The 16,911-nt window shown below is 70.3% G+C and carries 13 protein-coding genes; 1 reads left to right on the top strand and 12 read right to left on the bottom strand.

Annotation, left to right across the window (positions count from 1 at the left end):
* The first annotated feature begins 64 nt into the window (after nt 1-64).
* Nucleotides 65-1,816 (top strand): RICIN domain-containing protein, encoded by a 1,752-nt coding sequence (locus tag ACIQAK_RS13440; RefSeq protein WP_366390459.1) that lies wholly within the window; start codon nt 65-67, stop codon nt 1,814-1,816.
* 343 nt (nt 1,817-2,159) lie between these two features.
* Here the strand turns inward: ACIQAK_RS13440 and ACIQAK_RS13435 are convergent, their stop codons facing one another.
* From ACIQAK_RS13435 to ACIQAK_RS13380, 12 genes are all read right to left on the bottom strand, one after another.
* On the bottom strand, nt 2,160-2,396 hold the full coding sequence (locus ACIQAK_RS13435) for a hypothetical protein (RefSeq protein WP_366390458.1): 237 nt from the start codon (nt 2,394-2,396) through the stop codon (nt 2,160-2,162).
* Between the two features lie 115 nt (nt 2,397-2,511).
* Nucleotides 2,512-4,719, bottom strand: coding sequence for a permease (locus tag ACIQAK_RS13430; protein ID WP_366390457.1), 2,208 nt, complete (start codon nt 4,717-4,719; stop codon nt 2,512-2,514).
* Nucleotides 4,716-5,408 carry an ABC transporter ATP-binding protein gene (locus ACIQAK_RS13425; protein ID WP_366390456.1) on the bottom strand — a complete coding sequence of 231 codons (693 nt, stop codon included), beginning with the start codon at nt 5,406-5,408 and terminating at the stop codon, nt 4,716-4,718. Before ACIQAK_RS13425 ends, ACIQAK_RS13430 begins: the two co-directional genes overlap by 4 nt.
* 109 nt (nt 5,409-5,517) lie before the next feature.
* Nucleotides 5,518-5,793 (bottom strand): hypothetical protein, encoded by a 276-nt coding sequence (locus ACIQAK_RS13420; protein WP_366390455.1) that lies wholly within the window; start codon nt 5,791-5,793, stop codon nt 5,518-5,520.
* Between the two features lie 628 nt (nt 5,794-6,421).
* On the bottom strand, nt 6,422-7,024 hold the full coding sequence (locus ACIQAK_RS13415) for a TetR/AcrR family transcriptional regulator (RefSeq protein ID WP_366390454.1): 603 nt from the start codon (nt 7,022-7,024) through the stop codon (nt 6,422-6,424).
* A complete protein-coding gene (locus ACIQAK_RS13410) occupies nt 7,012-7,746 on the bottom strand; it encodes an enoyl-CoA hydratase family protein (protein ID WP_366390453.1) in 735 nt (244 codons plus the stop codon). Before ACIQAK_RS13410 ends, ACIQAK_RS13415 begins: the two co-directional genes overlap by 13 nt.
* A complete protein-coding gene (locus ACIQAK_RS13405; protein WP_366390452.1) occupies nt 7,743-9,326 on the bottom strand; it encodes a 4-coumarate--CoA ligase family protein in 1,584 nt (527 codons plus the stop codon). Before ACIQAK_RS13405 ends, ACIQAK_RS13410 begins: the two co-directional genes overlap by 4 nt.
* Nucleotides 9,327-9,464: 138 nt before the next feature.
* Nucleotides 9,465-10,625: an acyl-CoA dehydrogenase gene (locus tag ACIQAK_RS13400; RefSeq protein ID WP_366390451.1), complete on the bottom strand. Its 1,161-nt coding sequence runs from the start codon at nt 10,623-10,625 to the stop codon at nt 9,465-9,467.
* Nucleotides 10,622-12,622 (bottom strand): biotin carboxylase N-terminal domain-containing protein, encoded by a 2,001-nt coding sequence (locus tag ACIQAK_RS13395; RefSeq protein WP_366390450.1) that lies wholly within the window; start codon nt 12,620-12,622, stop codon nt 10,622-10,624. Before ACIQAK_RS13395 ends, ACIQAK_RS13400 begins: the two co-directional genes overlap by 4 nt.
* Nucleotides 12,623-12,667: 45 nt before the next feature.
* Nucleotides 12,668-14,275 carry a carboxyl transferase domain-containing protein gene (locus tag ACIQAK_RS13390; protein WP_366390449.1) on the bottom strand — a complete coding sequence of 536 codons (1,608 nt, stop codon included), beginning with the start codon at nt 14,273-14,275 and terminating at the stop codon, nt 12,668-12,670.
* Nucleotides 14,272-15,999 (bottom strand): acyclic terpene utilization AtuA family protein, encoded by a 1,728-nt coding sequence (locus tag ACIQAK_RS13385; protein WP_366390448.1) that lies wholly within the window; start codon nt 15,997-15,999, stop codon nt 14,272-14,274. Before ACIQAK_RS13385 ends, ACIQAK_RS13390 begins: the two co-directional genes overlap by 4 nt.
* Complete coding sequence (locus ACIQAK_RS13380; protein ID WP_366390447.1) at nt 15,996-16,802, bottom strand: TIGR03084 family metal-binding protein; 807 nt, start codon at nt 16,800-16,802, stop codon at nt 15,996-15,998. Before ACIQAK_RS13380 ends, ACIQAK_RS13385 begins: the two co-directional genes overlap by 4 nt.
* Nucleotides 16,803-16,911 lie beyond the last annotated feature (109 nt).

Below are 16,911 nucleotides of genomic sequence, written 5' to 3'. Positions count from 1 at the left end.
CAAGAGAGACGCCCAGCTCAGTAATTCCGTACGCGTCGGTGGCATGATTGTTTATCCTGCACGAATGAAACTAACGTTCGTACGAAGATGGCGTCTCCTGGGCTTCTCGCTCGGTGCGGCGATAGCTGCCTCGCTTCTGATGCCGGTTCAGCCGGCGCAGGCTGCTCCCGGGCTGGAGGCGTTCACGACCGGTGCCAAACTCACGCGGATCGGTGCGGACAAGACCGGTCTCATCAAATCGGCTGAGGCGGCAGGTGTGGCCCGGGCTGAGATTTCTGAGGTCTTGGGCGGACGGACAGGAACGCCGGGCCTGTGTCACGGTCATGGGATCAACGGTGTTTTCAGGCCTGATGGGTTCTGTTGGGACAAGGGCGACGACGAGTCCGGGTACAGCGATGCCGCCGGCGGCTGGATGCCGCAAGGCTTCGCCGGGGCCCACGCGGCCAAGCCCGACGGCCGGTATGAGGGTCGGCATCTCTATGCCACCTCCTGGTACTTCGGCAAGTACGAGGACGGCACCGCCAACGAGGAATACTCGCGGATCACGATTGCCGAGTCGACCGGCAGTAAGGTTTCCTACGGGCACCTCGCGCTCGTGGAACCGGTGGAGGGGGGCTTCAGAGAGCAGCCGTACAAGTCGCACGCGGATGGTGTCGCCTGGTACGAGGACCGGCTGTTCGTTGCCAACGGGGCAGAACTCCAGGTCTACGATCTGAAGCACATCTGGCGCATGGACGATACGACCAGCGCCGGGACCGGCTGGGTCGACGGCCAGACCAAGACCGCGGCCCGCTACCACCGCTGGGCCCTGCCTCTTGTGGCCCGGTACAGCACCTATAGCGGAGCGAAGCTCGACGAACCTGTCAACGCGTTCCCGAAGAACAACCCCCGCGCCTGTGGCCCGGTCACCGGTGAACTGTGCCTGAGCTCGGTGAGCGTCGACAGGACGGCCGGTTCCGACGGCTCGGGGCGCAGTCTGGTCTCCTCGGAACACTCCTCGGGGCCCGGCAGCCGTATCGTGCACTGGCCACTGGCGAGCCTGGGCACCACCACTCCCGAGGTGGTGAAGGCGCGGCCGACGGCGTACAAGTCTCCGGTGTTCGGTATCCAGGGCATCGCCACGGACGGTTCCGATTACTACATGAGCGGCAGCTGCCCGACCACTTGGCCCGGTTACGACTTCTACACCTGCATTCACGTGGCCAAGCCGGGGCAGGCGCCACGTGTGCTCACCCAGGCGCCGTCGATGACTCAGGGGCTGTCCTGGGACCCGTATGCGAACCGGCTCTGGGGCGTCAACGAGGCGCTGCAGAAGAACAATGTGGGCCAGGGGTATCGCGTCGTGTTTTCCCTGAACCCCGATACCGGAGGCACCGTCGACGGCTGGGGCTGGTTGACCAACCACAACCGGCCCCGGGGTATCTGCGCGACACCGCAGGGCGAGGGCACCGCCAACGGGACCCCGGTCACCGTCTGGTCCTGCAACGGGGCGGAGAGCCAACGCTGGGCCTTCCAGGACGGCCGCCTGGTCCACAAGGCCAGCGGGAAATGCCTGACACCCGAGGGTGACGCGAGCAACGTCAACGGCGCCGTGCTGACCCTGTGGACCTGCAACCCCGCCAGCACCAGCCAAAAGTTCGTCGTCACGGACAGCGCCATCCTCAACGACAGCGATCGCAAGGCCATCACGCCCAAGGGCAACTCGTTCGAAGACGGCACCTGGCTGACGCTGTGGGATATGGCCCATGTTCCTGGACCCGGTGGGGGAGCCGCAGAACTCAACCCCATCCAGGAGTGGTTCGTGAAGGGCTTCTAGCCGTTGCCCTATCGATCTTGAGTGCGGTGTGATCGAAAGTGGCTGCTGGGGCGGGTGAACTTGGTCCTGCCCGTGCATGAGGACAGGGCCTCCGGTGCAGTTCGGAGTTGCTGAGACACCGAGCACGCCAGGAGGCCCTGTTGTCCATGTTGTACGCGGCCGAGGGCGGCTGGCGGGCTGGGGCGGACGTCCGGAGGGCTGCTGCCACCGCCAGATGCTCGATGCTGTCTAGGCCGACGCGGTCCGACGTTCGGCGGGCTGGTGCGCTCACGCCGGCTGGCCCGCGAGTACGACCGGCGGCCCGACACATCCGAGGCGATGATCCTGTGGTCGATGACCATGCTCATGACCCGTCGCCTCGCAGTCCCGGCACAAGCGTGAACCGCCCCGACGGTTCCTTGACCGGCCGGCCCCGTTCCGCCACCCGGGCCGCCTTCGACCGCACCCCCTCGACCTTCGCCGGCACACGCTCCAGGCCGAGCACCGAAGCGATCTCCCCGCAGGCCAACGCCGCGTCGGCGTCGGGGCAGTGTTCTCCGCCCGCCCGGATCAGCAGAAAGTCAGCGATCAGGTACGGCAAGACAACAGCCTCTCAGCGACTACCCATGAGGTCGGCTATTCCTCGTCACCACCCCAGATGAGACGATCCGTTGGCCCGGCAGGTTCCGGGGGACTTCGGAGCGAGGCGCCCGCGGTCAGTCGGCGGACGGTCGCCATTGGTGAGCAGAACGGATCGCGGTCCGTGCCCCCAAGACTCCGACCGACATCGTCAGCAGGATGCATCCGAGCGATGCGGCGCCAAGAACGCCCCAGGAAAAGCTTCCCTCCTGCACCATGGCGATGAAGAACAGGGAATGCCACGCCGTGACGACCGTGGCGATGGCCGTAGAGATCAATAGAGGGACGGTCAGGTGCCAGAAGACTACAGACCGGTAGATGGCGCTGCTTCCAGTAAGGACGGCGAGGGGCGCTAGAACATGGCGAATCCTGGCGAACTCCGCAGCGCTGCTCAAGGCAGCAGTCAATAGGAGAAGGGCGAGTCCCAGGGACCCGAACAGCAGGGTCCAGTTGTTCAAGCGGCCTTTGTTCGCGGCACCGACAAGCCACGTCTCACCTGGCGATTCCACGTTCACGGCAGGGATCAACGCGTACGCAGCCTTTTCAATCTCTGCCTGCTGCCCTGGCACCTCGGTGATTACCAGCAGGGAACCGTTGAGCTCATCGAGAGCCAAACGCGACGAGATGGCCTGGATTCTCAGAGCGGGCCCATACCAACTGGTTACTGCTGAGACCCGAATGTCGTTGCTCGTTATTTCCTGCGGTTTCGCAGGACACGGCAGGCTCAGCGACCGCAATGCCAGGCAGGTCCCCTGAATAAGCGCTGACTGTTGTTCGGGAAAAGATTTAAGAGTGAGAACGTGGGACCCGTCCGGGAGTGAACGCGAAAGATCCTCGATAACTGCTGGTGTGATGTCACGGCTTTGAACACTGACCACCCTGTCGCCGAGCTGGTCCTCAGCGGCGCGTGCCACGGCGGCCTTCTCACCGAGTCGGCTATTCCAAACCTGCATCTGGCAGACGAGCCCGATACCGATGATCATGGCAAGGGCCAGCCGGACGATGACACCGGGGTGCGCAACGGTCCACCGCCCACCGATCAGCACTCCTGGACGACCGGTCCGGAACCCTCTTGCGGCGATCGCGCTACCCAGGGCGCGGCAGGCCACCACGGCTACGGAGGGCAGTAACGCCCACATAACGACCGTGCCGACGGCGAAGACAAGGAGACCGGGCACCTCCCTCACGTACTGGCTGAATACGACGGCAGCAATGCCAAGACCGCAACCGACCAATCGCCAGCGTGGAACATTCGAGGAGAGTGATCGGGGCCTGGTGGTCTTTCTGTCACGATCAACGCGATGGAGCAGGACCACCGCAGCAAGCGAGATAGCGAAGGACACCGTCAGAGCGATGGCCATCATCGGCACCGCCGAACGCGCGTCGTCGCTGTTCAACAAATAGCCGGTGAGAGGAATCCTGATGTCTACCGACACGGCCGCGACCATCGGGAGAATTGCCAGGGCCGTGCCTGCCGCGACGGGAAGGGCTGCCTCGCCGACGTTGATGACCGCACGATGCCACCACGATCCACCCAGTGCTCGCAGCAGGCTGCTGCGACGGTCTCGGGTGCTCGACCCGATTCGTGAGGCAACGACCAGGAGAGCCACCGCAGGAACGCCAGTCATGGCCCCCAGAGCGAGCAGCACCTGCGAGAGGGGGCGGCCGTAGAGGACCTCCCCCATCGGGTACGACTGGCCGAATCCCGTGATGTGGAACCAGGACTCCCTTTCCCGAGCGGTGGGAGGCTGTGCGGGCCTGACGTACGCGAGGCGCTCAGAAGGTGAAACCAGTCCGGACTTGCCGATCGACCCAGCATAGGTGCCGTACCGGCCGGCGATCTGCTCGTGCCGCCCCTGACGGGCCAGTTCCGGAGAGAGCATCACCTCGCCGGGGGCCGGCCAGCGCACGAGCCCCGGTGGGGGCGGGGTGCCTGGCATCAGGGGATCGACGTAGATCACGGTGTGCTGGACCTCACCGACTGCGTCGAATGCCTCCCTCCATAGCGCCACGGCGTCCTGCTTCTGGTCGGTGATCATCGGCCCCCGCGCTTGATTCCGCGCAGTCCGCCCGTCGTAGGTAGCAGCGGCGACGACCGTTGCCAGAGCGACCAGAGCGATCGCTGCGGCAGCCGCGATCAGAGCCCAGAAGCGCAGTCTGTCGCCAGGCCTGCCACGCCCGGCCGCGAAACCGACACGCAGTAGTTGCTGCCATAGACGCCCGCCTTCGCTGCGCGGGCCGGCGGGAGAGTTCGCCTGCGGTTTCGCTTCGGTCACTGAGCTCACGGGCCGACCCCGTCCAAAGAGCGGGTCAGTGCGCCGGCCTCAAGCTGTCGCGTACTCCCGGCACGTGCGGCCACCGCCAAGTCATGTGTGACAACCAGGAGAGCGCAACCCCGCTGCTGGGAAACGGTGAAGAGGATATCGGCCACGGCTTCGCGTGCCGTGGGATCCAGTGCGCCGGTCGGCTCGTCGGCGAGGAGGACGCGGGGCTCCGTGATCAGAGCCCGGGCGACAGCCGCTCGTTGGCGTTCACCGCCCGACAGCATCCCGGTCGGCGTGCCCCCATCCGGTACGCCCAGTTCGGCCAGTAGTTCCGTCGCGCGTTTGTAGGCATTGTGGTGCTTGCCCCCGCCCAGTAATACTGGCAGAGCAACATTCTCCACGGGGGTGAGTTCCGGCAACAGTTCTCCGAACTGAAATACCACCCCGATGTGCTCGCGACGCGTCTGTGCCAGTTTCCGGTCCGGCAGTCCGGTCAGCTCCCGTCCGCCAACCCGGATCGATCCGCGATCCGGCCTGATCAGCCCGAGGATGCACATCAAAAGTGTCGACTTTCCGGAGCCGCTCGGTCCCGTGATCGCCATTGACTCGCCTGGCCCGACGTCGAGGTCGACACCATCCAACAAGACGCGTTCGCCCAGGCGATGGCAGAGGCCGTCCACCTGTAGACCGGTCGATTTTCCGGCTGTCACTTGCCTGCTCCTTTATCCTCACCTCGACGCCGAGGTCAGGCAGATGGGAAACGCAGTCGCCGGGCCAGCCATCACACGGCTGGCCCGGCGGGCTGATCTGTGTCAGCGCCTAGGGAGCAACCCAGCCCGAGCAGTCGTCAGGGGTACCGTAATTCTCGTCGCACGCCTGGAACTTGATGATCTTGGAGCCGCTGCCGGAGGTGGCTCTTGTCGAGGGGCCACTGTGGTTCCACAGAGTCCTCTTGGTGCCGGCACTGGTCTGGCGGTAGTACTCCGCCTTCCCCGGGTCGCCGTCCGAGCTGCCGTCGTACACCGAGATGACACCGGCGTCTCCGCCGTACGGAGCCGTTGCCGTGACGCCGCCCCCCTTTGCGCTGAGAGCCATCGCGCTACCCGTAGGAATCACGAGACCGACGGCAAGCACGGCTCCGATAACAAACTTTATTCGCGGCATGATCTTCCCCTCCCTAATTTTTCAATCTGCATTCATCCTGCGCTAATCATGGGTTAACCAAATTTTCTCTGCAAGAGGTGAATCCGGTCACCGGTCAACGCAAAGTCGCCAGACTTGTGCTGGCTCGATCCGTGACGTGCCGAGGCGATGTAAGAGCTGGCAGCCGATCGTCTTCGGGGCATGCGGAGTGAGTTGCATAAAGTGCCGCTTGAGGGTGTATGTCGTGCCTGCAAGCGGCTATGTGCAGGGCTGCGCGCACGACGAGTTGAAGCGTGACTCGCCCCGCAGGTACCGAACAGCGGTTTCGACACGCACAGCGACACAGCGGCCACCGGCATCCACCTGGGCCGGTGCCGACGCTGAGGTCGGGTGGAAGGCAGGGCCTCGCCACTGAGCGACGGGCCGGTTCGCCCTCAGCAGGTCTACCGTGCCCGGTCCCGGGTGCGGTTCATCGCCGTGAACCCGCGGTCGCTGTTCTCCGCCCCGCGTGGCTCATCCCGCCCCCCCTGCACTCCCCCCAGTCGGCCCCCCGGACTCACCCCAGCCGGCCCGGCTGCACTCACCCCAGCCCCTCCTCCACCAGCGCCGCCCACTGCGCCACCACCCGCGCGCGGCGGGCGGTGTCGTCGGTGAGGAGGTTGGCGAGGCCCAGGCCGCGGGCCATGTCCAGCAGGCCCTGGACCGTTTCGCGGGCGCCGGGGCGGGACTCGTCGGCGCCCAGGAGTTCGACGGCGATGCGGTGGGTCTCGCGGCCCACCCGCGCCTCCAGTTCCGTCACGCGCGGGCGCAGCTGGTCCTCGTTGGAGGCGGCGACCCAGAGCTGGAGGGCGGCCCGGAACAGGGGGCCCGTGTAGAGGTCCACCAGGGCCGCGACCACCGCCGCGCGGCCCTGCACGGGGAGCGCGCGCAGGGCGGCCGAGCGTTCCTCGGCCACGTACTCCACCGCGCCCGTGAACAGGTCCTCGCGGGTCGGGAAGTGGTGCTGGGCCGCGCCCCGCGACACCCCGGCCCGCTCGGCGACGACCGAGACGGTGGAGCCCGCCCAGCCGTGTTCGGCCAGGCAGGCCACCGCCGCTTCCAGGAGCCGTTGCCGGGTCGCCCGGCTGCGGTCCTGCTTGGGCGCGTGCACAGCCTTGGAGGAGGAAGAGGTCACCGCACCCATGCCGGGTCCCGTCGTTCGAGGAAGGCCGTCATCCCCTCCCTGGCCTCGTCGGAGGCGAACAACGCGGCGGAGCGGGCGATGAGGTCTTCGGCGTACTGGTCGAAGCTCCTCAGCACCGTAGCCGTGACCAGCTCCTTCGATGCGGCCAGCCCCTGCGGTGACGCCCGGCGCAGGCCGTCCAGGATCGGGGCGAGGCCCTTGTCCACGTCCTCGGCGGCCAGCGTGACCAGGTTGATCCTCGCCGCCTCCGCCGCGTCGAACCGCTCGCCCGTGAGGTAGTAGCGGCTCGCCGCCGTACGGTCCACGCGGGGCAGGAGCGTGAGGGAGATGACCGCCGGGGCCAGGCCCAGGCGGGATTCGGTGAGCGCGAAGGTGGACGACGGGCCCGCCACCGCTATGTCGCACGCGGCCAGCAGGCCCAGGCCGCCCGCCCGGACGTGCCCGTCGACCCGGGCCACCACCGGCTTCGGCAGCGCCACGATCTCCCGCATCAGGCCCACGAACGCCTCCGGGTCCGGCGGCGCCGTCAGGTCCGCCCCGGCGCAGAACGTCGTCCCGGTGTGGGTGAGGACCACCGCCCGTACGGTGTCGTCCGCCGCGCACCCCGCCAGCGCCTCCCGCACCTCCCCCACCAGCCCCGCCGACAGTGCGTTGCGGTTCGCCGGGGAGTCCAGGGTCAGCGTGGCGACACCGCGCCCGTGGGCCGTGCGGATCAAGGTCACTTCTCCTCCGTCTTCTCCCGGTCGCGCAGCTCGCGCCGGAGGATCTTGCCCGAGGCGGCGCGCGGCACCGCCTCGATGAACTCGGCCTGCCGCACCTTCTTGTACGGGGAGACCCGCTCGGCGACGTACGCCATGACGTCCTCGGTGGTGAGGCCGTCCCCCGCCGGGCTGCGGACCAGGAACGCCTTCGGGACCTCGTTGCCCTCGGCGTCGTACACCCCGATCACCGCCGCGTCCGCCACCTGCTCGTGGGTCAGGAGCAGCGCCTCCAGCTCGGCCGGGGCGACCTGGTAACCCTTGTACTTGATCAGCTCCTTGACCCGGTCGACCACGAACAGCCAGCCGTCCGCGTCCGCCCGGCCGACGTCCCCCGTGTGCACCCAGCCGTCGGCGTCGATCATGTCGGCGGTGGCGTCGGGGCGGCCCAGGTAGCCCTTCATCACCTGCGGGCCCCGGATCAGGATCTCGCCGTCCGCTCCCGGCTCCGCGTCCCGCACCGGGTCCTCCAGCGACACGATCCGCATCTCGGTGTTCGGCAGCAGCTTGCCCGCCGTGCCCGGCGGCGGCTCCTCCACGGAGAGCGGCACCACATGCGTACCGGGCGACAGCTCCGTCATCCCGTACGCCTGCCGCACCGGCGGCAGCCCCAGCCGGGCCGAACACGCCTGGGCCAGCTCGGCGTCGAGCGGGGCGGCGGCGCTGACGATGTACCGGAGCGAGGACAGGTCGTACTCCCCCACCAGCGGGTGCTTCGCCAGCGCCAGCACGATCGGCGGGGCCACGTACAGGCCCGTGATGCGGTGGGTCTGGATGGCCTGGAGGAACTGCGCCAGATCGAAGCGGGGCAGGACGACGACGGTCGAACCGCAGCGCAGGGGGGCGTTCATCAGCGCGGTGAGGCCGTAGATGTGGAAGAAGGGGAGCACCGCGAGAATGCGGTCGCCCTCGCCCATCGGGATGAACGGTCTCAGCTGCTCCAGGTTGGTGGCGATCGAGCGGTGCGTCAGCATCACGCCCTTGGGGGTGCCCGTGGTGCCGGAGCTGTACGGGAGCGCCGCCACGTCCTCGCCGGGGTCGATGGCGATCGCCGGCTCGGGGGCCGTGGAGGCCAGCATGTCCAGGATGGAGGTGTGGCCCTCCGCCTGGTCGCAGACGTAGATCTCCTGGACGCCGCCGGTCAGTTCGGCCGCCCGGCGAGCCGTCTCCAGGAGCGGGGAGACCGTCACGATCCAGCGGGCGCCGCTGTCGCCGAGCTGCTTGGCGAACTCCTCCGCCGTCGCCAGCGGGTGGACCGTGGTGACGGAGGCCCCGGCGCGGGTGGCGCCGTAGAAGACCGCCGGGTAGGCGATGGTGTTCGGGCTGTGCAGGGCGAGTACGTCGCCTTTCCTGAGCCCGGCGTCGGCGAGTGCGGCGGCGATGCGGCGGTGGAAGCCGTCGAGCTGGGCGTAGGTGAGGGAGGCGCCGTTCGTCCCGTCGATCAGGGCGACCGTGTCACCGAAGTCCGCGGCCCCGCCCAGGACCGCTTCGTGGATGGGCGTGTCAAGGGCCGGTACCTCTGCGTACTCACTGCGGAACACCATGGCAGTACCCCTGTCGTCGCGGTGGCCCGCGCCGCCCGGGGAGGCGGCGCGGGACGCCGTGCGGGTGTGGAGAGTCAGAATCGCCCCTGGGGGTGGGGAAGGGGGAGAGGTCGGACAGCAGGAAAACAGGGGCCTCGCCTAGTACGACTTCGGCAGGCCCAGCGACTGGTGCGAGACGTAGTTCAGGATCATCTCCCGGCTGACCGGCGCGATCCGGGCCACCCGGGACGCGGTGATCAGGGAGGCGAGCCCGTACTCGCGGGTCAGGCCGTTGCCGCCCAGGGTGTGGACCGCCTGGTCGACCGCCTTCACGCAGGCCTCGCCGGCCGCGTACTTCGCCATGTTCGCCGCCTCGCCCGCCCCGATGTCGTCGCCGTCGTCGTAGAGCCGGGCGGCCTTCTGCATCATCAGGCGCGACAGCTCCAGGTCGATGTGCGCGGTGGCGAGCGGGTGCGCGATGGCCTGGTGCGAGCCGATCGGCGCCTTCCAGACCTGGCGGGTACGGGCGTACTCGACGGCCTTGCCGAGCGCGAACCGGCCCATCCCGATCCCGAACGCGGCCGTCATGATCCGCTCGGGGTTCAGCCCGGCGAAGAGCTGGAGGAGACCCGCGTCCTCGTCGCCGACGAGGGCGTCGGCGGGCAGCCGTACGTCGTCCAGGACCAGTTCGAACTGCTTCTCGGGGGCGTGGAGTTCCATGTCGATCTGGTTGCGGCCGAACCCGGGGGCCTCGCGCGGGACGATGAACAGGCTGGGTTTCAGCTTCCCCGACCGGGCGTCCTCGGTGCGGCCGACGATCAGGGTCGCGTCGGCCATGTCGACGCCGGAGACGAAGACCTTGCGGCCGGTCAGTACCCAGTCGGTGCCGTCGCGGCGGGCGGTCGTGGTGATCCGGTGGGAGTTGGACCCGGCGTCCGGCTCGGTGATGCCGAAGGCCATGGTGAGGCTGCCGTCGGCGAGGCCCGGCAGCCACTGCTGTTTCTGCTCGTCCGTGCCGAAGCGGGCGATCACCGTGCCGCAGATGGCGGGGGACACGATCATCATGAGGAGGGGGGAGCCCGCCGCCCCCAACTCCTCCAGGACGATCGAGAGTTCGGCCATGCCGCCGCCTCCGCCGCCGTACTCCTCGGGGAGGTTGACGCCGAGGTAGCCGAGCTTGGCGGCCTCCGCCCACAGCTCGTCGGTGTGCGAGCCCTCGCGGATGACGGTGGTCATGTAGTCGCGCCCGTAACGCTTGCCGAGGGCGGCGACGGCGGCGCGCAGTGCCTGGTGCTCTTCGGTCTCGAGGACGGTGCTCATGCGTTCTCCTCCGGTACGGATACGACTGCGGGTACGGGGTCGAGGCCCTGGTCCTCCTGGACCACGGCGAGCAGGGCGCCCACCTCGACCTGGTGGCCGGGCGCGGCGTGCAGGGCGGTGAGGGTGCCGGAGGCGGGGGCGAGGATGCGGTGCTCCATCTTCATCGCCTCCAGCCAGATCAGCGGCTGCCCGGCCTCGACGGCGACCCCCGGAGCCAGGCCCTCCGCGAGGCGGACGACGGTGCCGGGCATGGGGGCGAGGAGGGATCCGGGGCCGGCCTGGGTCGCGGGGTCGGTGAAGCGGGGCAGGGCGGTGAAGGTGTACGAGGCTCCGGCGGTGTCCACGTGGACCTGGTCGCGGTCGTACGTGAGGTCGAAGGTTCGCAGCACGCCGTCCAGTTCGAGGGCGACCCGGTCCGGGGTGGCGGCGAGGACCCGGACGCCGGGCGCGTCGTACGGCTGCGGGGTGCCGGTGCGCGGGGTGCGGTAGGTGATCTCGTGCTCGGTGCCGTCCGGCTCGCTGCGGTAGCGCTTGACCTGGGGCTGCGAGGGGACGTTGCGCCAGGCGCCGAAACGGGTGGGGGCGGGGCCCGTGCCGTGCGCGGTGGTGCGTACGGCGTCCCCCAGGGCGGCGGCCAGGGCGGCCCGGGCGGGATCGCGGCCGGCGGCCGGGGCGGTCAGCTCCCCGAGGTGCCGGTCGTAGAAGCCGGTGTCGAGCCGGGCCGCCGCGAAGTCCGGGTGGCGCAGCGACCGGACGAGCAGGTCGCGGTTGGTGACCGGGCCGTGGATACGGGAGCGCTCCAGGGCCCGGGCCAGCAGGCGTACCGCTGCCGTCCGGGTCGGGGCGTGGGCGATGACCTTGGCGAGCATCGGGTCGTAGTGGACGCCGATGGTGTCGCCGCCGGTGTACCCGGTGTCCAGGCGCAGGCCGGGCGCGTCCGGCACCTCCAGCGTGAGCAGTGCTCCGGCCTGCGGCTGCCAGTCCCGCGCGGGGTCCTCGGCGTAGAGCCGCGCCTCCACCGCGTGGCCCGACGGTTCCGGGAGCGCGGGCAGCGGCTCCCCTTCCGCCACCCGCAGTTGCAACGCGACCAGGTCCACTCCGAACACGGCCTCCGTCACCGGGTGTTCGACCTGGAGGCGGGTGTTCATCTCCAGGAAGTACGGCCGCCCCTCGGCGGAGACCAGGAACTCCACGGTCCCCGCCCCCCGGTAGCCGACCGCCCGCGCCGCCGCCACCGCCGCGTCGTGCAGCCGGGCGCGCAGGGCGTCGTCCAGGCCGGGCGCCGGGGCCTCCTCGATGACCTTCTGGTGGCGGCGCTGGAGCGAGCAGTCCCGGGTGCCGAGCGCCCACACGGTGTCGTACGCGTCCGCCATGACCTGCACCTCGACGTGCCGGCCCCGCTCCACGTACGGCTCCGCGAAGACCTCCCCGTCCCCGAAGGCGGAGGCGGCCTCGGCGGCAGCGGCCAGCAACTCGAATGGCAGCGCGTTGAGTTCGCGGACGATCCGCATACCCCGGCCGCCCCCGCCCGAGGCGGCCTTCAGCAGCAGCGGCAGGTCGTCCTCCGTGGCCGCCGCCGGATCCACGGGGGCCAGCAGCGGCACCCCCGCCCCGCCCATCAGCTCCTTGGCCCGGGTCTTGGACGCCATCAGCTCGATCGCCTTGACCGGCGGGCCGACCCACACCAGCCCCGCGTCCTGCACGGCGGCGGCGAAGGCGGCGTTCTCGGAGAGGAAGCCGTACCCCGGGTGCACGGCGTCCGCCCCGGCGGCCAGCGCGGCGGCCACGACGAGGTCGCCGCGCAGGTAGGTGTCGGCGGGGGCGGACCCCGGCAGCCGTACGGCGAGGTCCGCCTCGCGTACGTGCAGGGCGTCGGCGTCCGCGTCCGCGTACACCGCGACCGTGGCGATGCCCAGGTCACGGCAGGTGCGGAAGATCCGGCAGGCGATCTCGCCCCGGTTGGCGACGAGCAGGGAGTGGATCACGTCTCTCCTCATGAGCGGGTCACATCCGGAAGGGTCCTCATGGGCCGCACGCGCGGGTCACATCCGGAAGACGCCGAAGCCGCCGCGGGCGCCCTCGACCGGTGCGGTGTGGATCGCGGACAGGCACATCCCGAGGACGGTCCGGGTGTCGCGCGGGTCGATGACCCCGTCGTCGTACAGCCGCCCGGACAGGAACATCGGCAGCGACTCCGCCTCGATCTGCTGCTCCACCATGGCGCGCAGCCCGGCGTCCGCCTCGTCGTCGTACGGCATCCCCTTCGCGGCGGCCGACGCGCGGGCGACGATGGACAGGACGCCCGCGAGCTGCTGCGGCCCCATGACGGCGGACTTGCTGCTCGGCCAGGCGAAGAGGAAGCGGGGGTCGTAGGCCCGTCCGCACATCCCGTAGTGCCCGGCCCCGTAGGAGGCACCCATCAGGACCGACAGGTGCGGGACCTTCGAGTTGGCGACCGCGTTGATCATCATGGCGCCGTGCTTGATGATGCCGCCCTGCTCGTACTCCTTGCCGACCATGTAGCCGGTGGTGTTGTGGAGGAAGAGGAGCGGGATGTCCCGCTGGTTCGCCAGCTGGATGAACTGGGCGGCCTTCTGCGACTCCTCGCTGAACAGCACCCCCTGCGCGTTGGCGAGGATGCCGACCGGGTATCCGTGCAGCCGCGCCCACCCCGTGACCAGGCTCGTCCCGTACAGCGGCTTGAACGCGTCGAAGTCCGAGCCGTCGACCAGCCGGGCGATCACCTCGCGCGGGTCGAAGGGCACCTTCAGGTCGCCCGGCACGATCCCGAGCAGCTCGTCCTCGTCGTACTTCGGCGGCTCGGCGGGCCCCGGATCGGCGTGCGCCTTGCGCCAGTTGAAGCGGGCGACGATCCGCCGGGCCTGGCGGACCGCGTCCTGCTCGTCGACGGCGAAGTGGTCGGCGAGCCCCGACGTACGGGCGTGCATCTCGGCCCCGCCGAGGGACTCGTCGTCGCTCTCCTCGCCGGTCGCCATCTTCACCAGCGGCGGTCCGCCGAGGAAGACCTTGGACCGCTCCCGGATCATCACGGCGTGGTCGGACATGCCGGGGACGTACGCGCCTCCGGCCGTGGAGTTGCCGAACACCACGGCCACCGTGGGGATTCCGGCCGCCGACAGCCGCGTGATGTCCCGGAACAGCGCCCCGCCCGGGATGAAGATCTCCTTCTGGGACGGCAGATCGGCGCCGCCCGACTCCACCAGGCTGATGCAGGGCAGCCGGTTGGCGAAGGCGATCTCGTTGGCGCGCAGCGCCTTCTTCAGCGTCCACGGGTTCGACGCCCCGCCGCGTACGGTCGGGTCGTTGGCGGTGATCAGGCACTCGACGCCCGCCACCACCCCGATACCGGTGATGAGCGAGGCGCCCACGGTGTACTCGGGGGAGGCGCTGCCCCAGGCGGCCAGCGGCGACAGCTCCAGGAACGGGGTGTCGGGGTCGACCAGCAGCTCGATGCGCTCCCGCGCCGGGAGCTTGCCGCGCCCCCGGTGCCGGGCGAGGTACTTCTCGCCGCCGCCCGCGAGTGCCTTGGCGTGCTCGGCCTCCAGCTCGGTGAGCTTGGCCAGCATGGTGGACCGATGAGCGGCGTATTCGGGGCTGTCGGTGTCGAGCCCGGTGGGCAGGACGGTCATGCGGTTACCTCCGGGGACGGGCCGTGGTGGCGCTCCAGCAGCGGTACGGGGATGGGCAGCCACCGGGACCGCAGCCACTCCCCCACCGCCTTCGCCTGCGGGTCGAACCGGGCCTGCGCGGCGACGCCCTCCCCGAGGAGACCGTGCACGGTGAAGTTCAGGGCGCGCAGGTTGGGCAGGACATGGCGTACGACGGTCAGTTCGGCGGTCTCCGGCAGGAGTTCCTTCAGCCGCTCGACGGTCAGCTCGTGCGCCAGCCACCGCCAGGCGTCGTCGTCGCGCACCCAGACGCCCACGTTGGCGTCACCGCCCTTGTCCCCGCTACGGGCGCCCGCGATGAGGCCGAGGGGGGCGCGGCGGGTGGGGCCGAAGGGGTACGGCTCGGGGAGCGCGGGTCCGCCAACCTCGGACAACTCTCGCGTGTGGACAGGCGGTTCGATGACGTCCCGGGACCCGTCCGGCAGCACGGCGGTGTGCTCGACCTCGCCCGCCGGTACGTGGACGGCCTCGAACACCCCGTAGGGCGCGCCCTTTCCGGGCGGGGCGGTGAGGTGGAAGCCCGGGTAGCTGCCGAGGGCCAGCTCGACGGCGGCCCCGGAGACGGTCCGGCCCACCGCCTCGGCGTCCTGGTCGCGGACGGTGAGCCGGAGCAGGGCGCCGGCCCGCTCCTCGGTGTCGGCGTCGGGGTGGTCGGTACGGGCCAGCTCCCAGCGGACCTCGGCCGGGGGCCGTCCGCCGCCCCGTCCCAGGGCATCGGTGAACTGGTCCTTCACCAGGCGGGCCTTGGCCTCGATGTCCAGGCCCGTGAGGACGAAGACGACCTCGTTGCGCCAGCCGCCGAGCCGGGTGAGCCCGGCCTTGAGGGTGGGCGGCGGGGCCTCGCCGCGCACCCCGTCGACGCGGACCCGGTCCGGGCCGTCGGGCGTGAGCCGTACGGTGTCGAGGCGGGCGGTGACGTCGGGGCCCGCGTACCGGGCTCCGCCGGTCTCGTACAGCAGCTGGGCGGTGACCGTGCCGAGGTCGACGACGCCCCCCGTACCGTCGTGCTTGGTGATCACCGAGGACCCGTCCGGGTGGATCTCGGCGAGGGGGAAGCCGGGGCGCCGGACGTCGTGGTCGCCGAAGAAGGCGTAGTTGCCGCCGGTCGCCTGCGTGCCGCACTCCAGTACGTGCCCGGCGACCACGGCCCCCGCGAGGGCGTCCAGGCCGTCGGGTCCCCAGCCGAAGTGGGCGGCGGCCGGTCCGGTGACGAGGGCCGCGTCGGTGACCCGGCCGGTGACGACGATGTCGGCCCCGGCGCGCAGACAGGCGGCGATCCCGGCGCCGCCCAGGTAGGCGTTGGCGGTGAGGAAGCCGTCCGGCACGGGCAGGCTGTCGCCCTCGACGTGCGCGACCCTCACCGGCACCCCGACCCTCGCCGCCAACTTCCGCACGGCGTCGGCCAGTCCGGCCGGGTTGAGACCGCCCGCGTTGCTGACGATCTTCACCCCGCGCTCGTGGGCGAGGCCGAGCCCTTCTTCGAGCTGGCGCAGGAAGGTGGTGGCGTACCCCTTCTCGGGGTCCTTGAGGCGGCTGCGGCCGAGGATGAGCATGGTCAGCTCGGCGAGGTAGTCGCCGGTGAGGACGTCGAGGGGGCCGCCGGTGAGCATCTCGCGTACGGCGTCGAAGCGGTCGCCGTAGAAGCCGGAGGCGTTGCCGATACGGAGGGGTCCGGGGCCGCTCACCGGTGGCCGCCCCGATCGGCGCGGGGCGGGCGGCCCGGCCCGGGCGGTCCGGCGAAGGCCTGGGCGATGGAGAGCCACTGGTCGGCGTCACGGCCTTCGGCGGTGACGGCGAGGTCGGCGCGGTGGGCGCGCTGGGTGACCAGGAGGCAGAAGTCCAGCAGCGGGCCGGTGACGCGCTGGGCGGCATCCTTGGGGCCGTACGCGATCGACTCGCCTTCCCGCGACCTCAGTTCGACGCGGAACTCCTCCTCGGGCGCGGAGATGCCCCGTACGGCGTAGGCGTAGTTCCGGGCCCGGACCCCGATCCGCGCGATGTGCCGCAGCCGGCCGGTGGGGGCCCGGGTCGCACCGAGGGCGTCGGCGATGTCCTGGCCGTGGGCCCAGGTCTCCATGAGCCGCGCGGTCGCCATGGACGCGACGCTCATCGGCGGCCCGTACCAGGGGATGCGGGTCCCCGCCGGGGCGTCCCGGAGCACCTTGCCCAGCCGCTGCCGCCCGTCCCGCCAGCGGGCGAGCAGGGCGTCCGGGGCGTGGGCGGCGACCAAGGCCCCGGCGGCCTCGTCGACGAAGGACTCGGGGGCGGCGAGCGCCTTGGTCACCTCGTCGCCGAACCGTCCCGGGTCGGTGGCGGCGAGCAGCGCGACCTCGTCGGTCCAGGTGAGATGGGCGATCTGGTGGGCGATGGTCCACCCCTCGGCGGGGGTCCGGTCGCCCCACCGGCCCGGGCCCAACGACGCCATCAGCGCGTCGAGTTCGTCGCTCTCCTCGCGCAGATCGTCGACCACCGCTGCGACTTCGGACACGTGCGCCCCCCTCGGGACCGGGTGTGGTGCCCAGGAGCATGGCAGCGCCGCGAGAAACAATCAAGCACGCTTGCATGATTTTCCGACCGGCGCAGAGGCCGGCCGCCGG

The organism is Streptomyces sp. NPDC088706 (assembly GCF_044752765.1).
GTDB lineage: Bacteria > Actinomycetota > Actinomycetes > Streptomycetales > Streptomycetaceae > Streptomyces.
The sequence above is the reverse complement of the archived record's forward strand: the minus strand, read 5'-3'. Positions and strand labels throughout refer to the sequence as shown.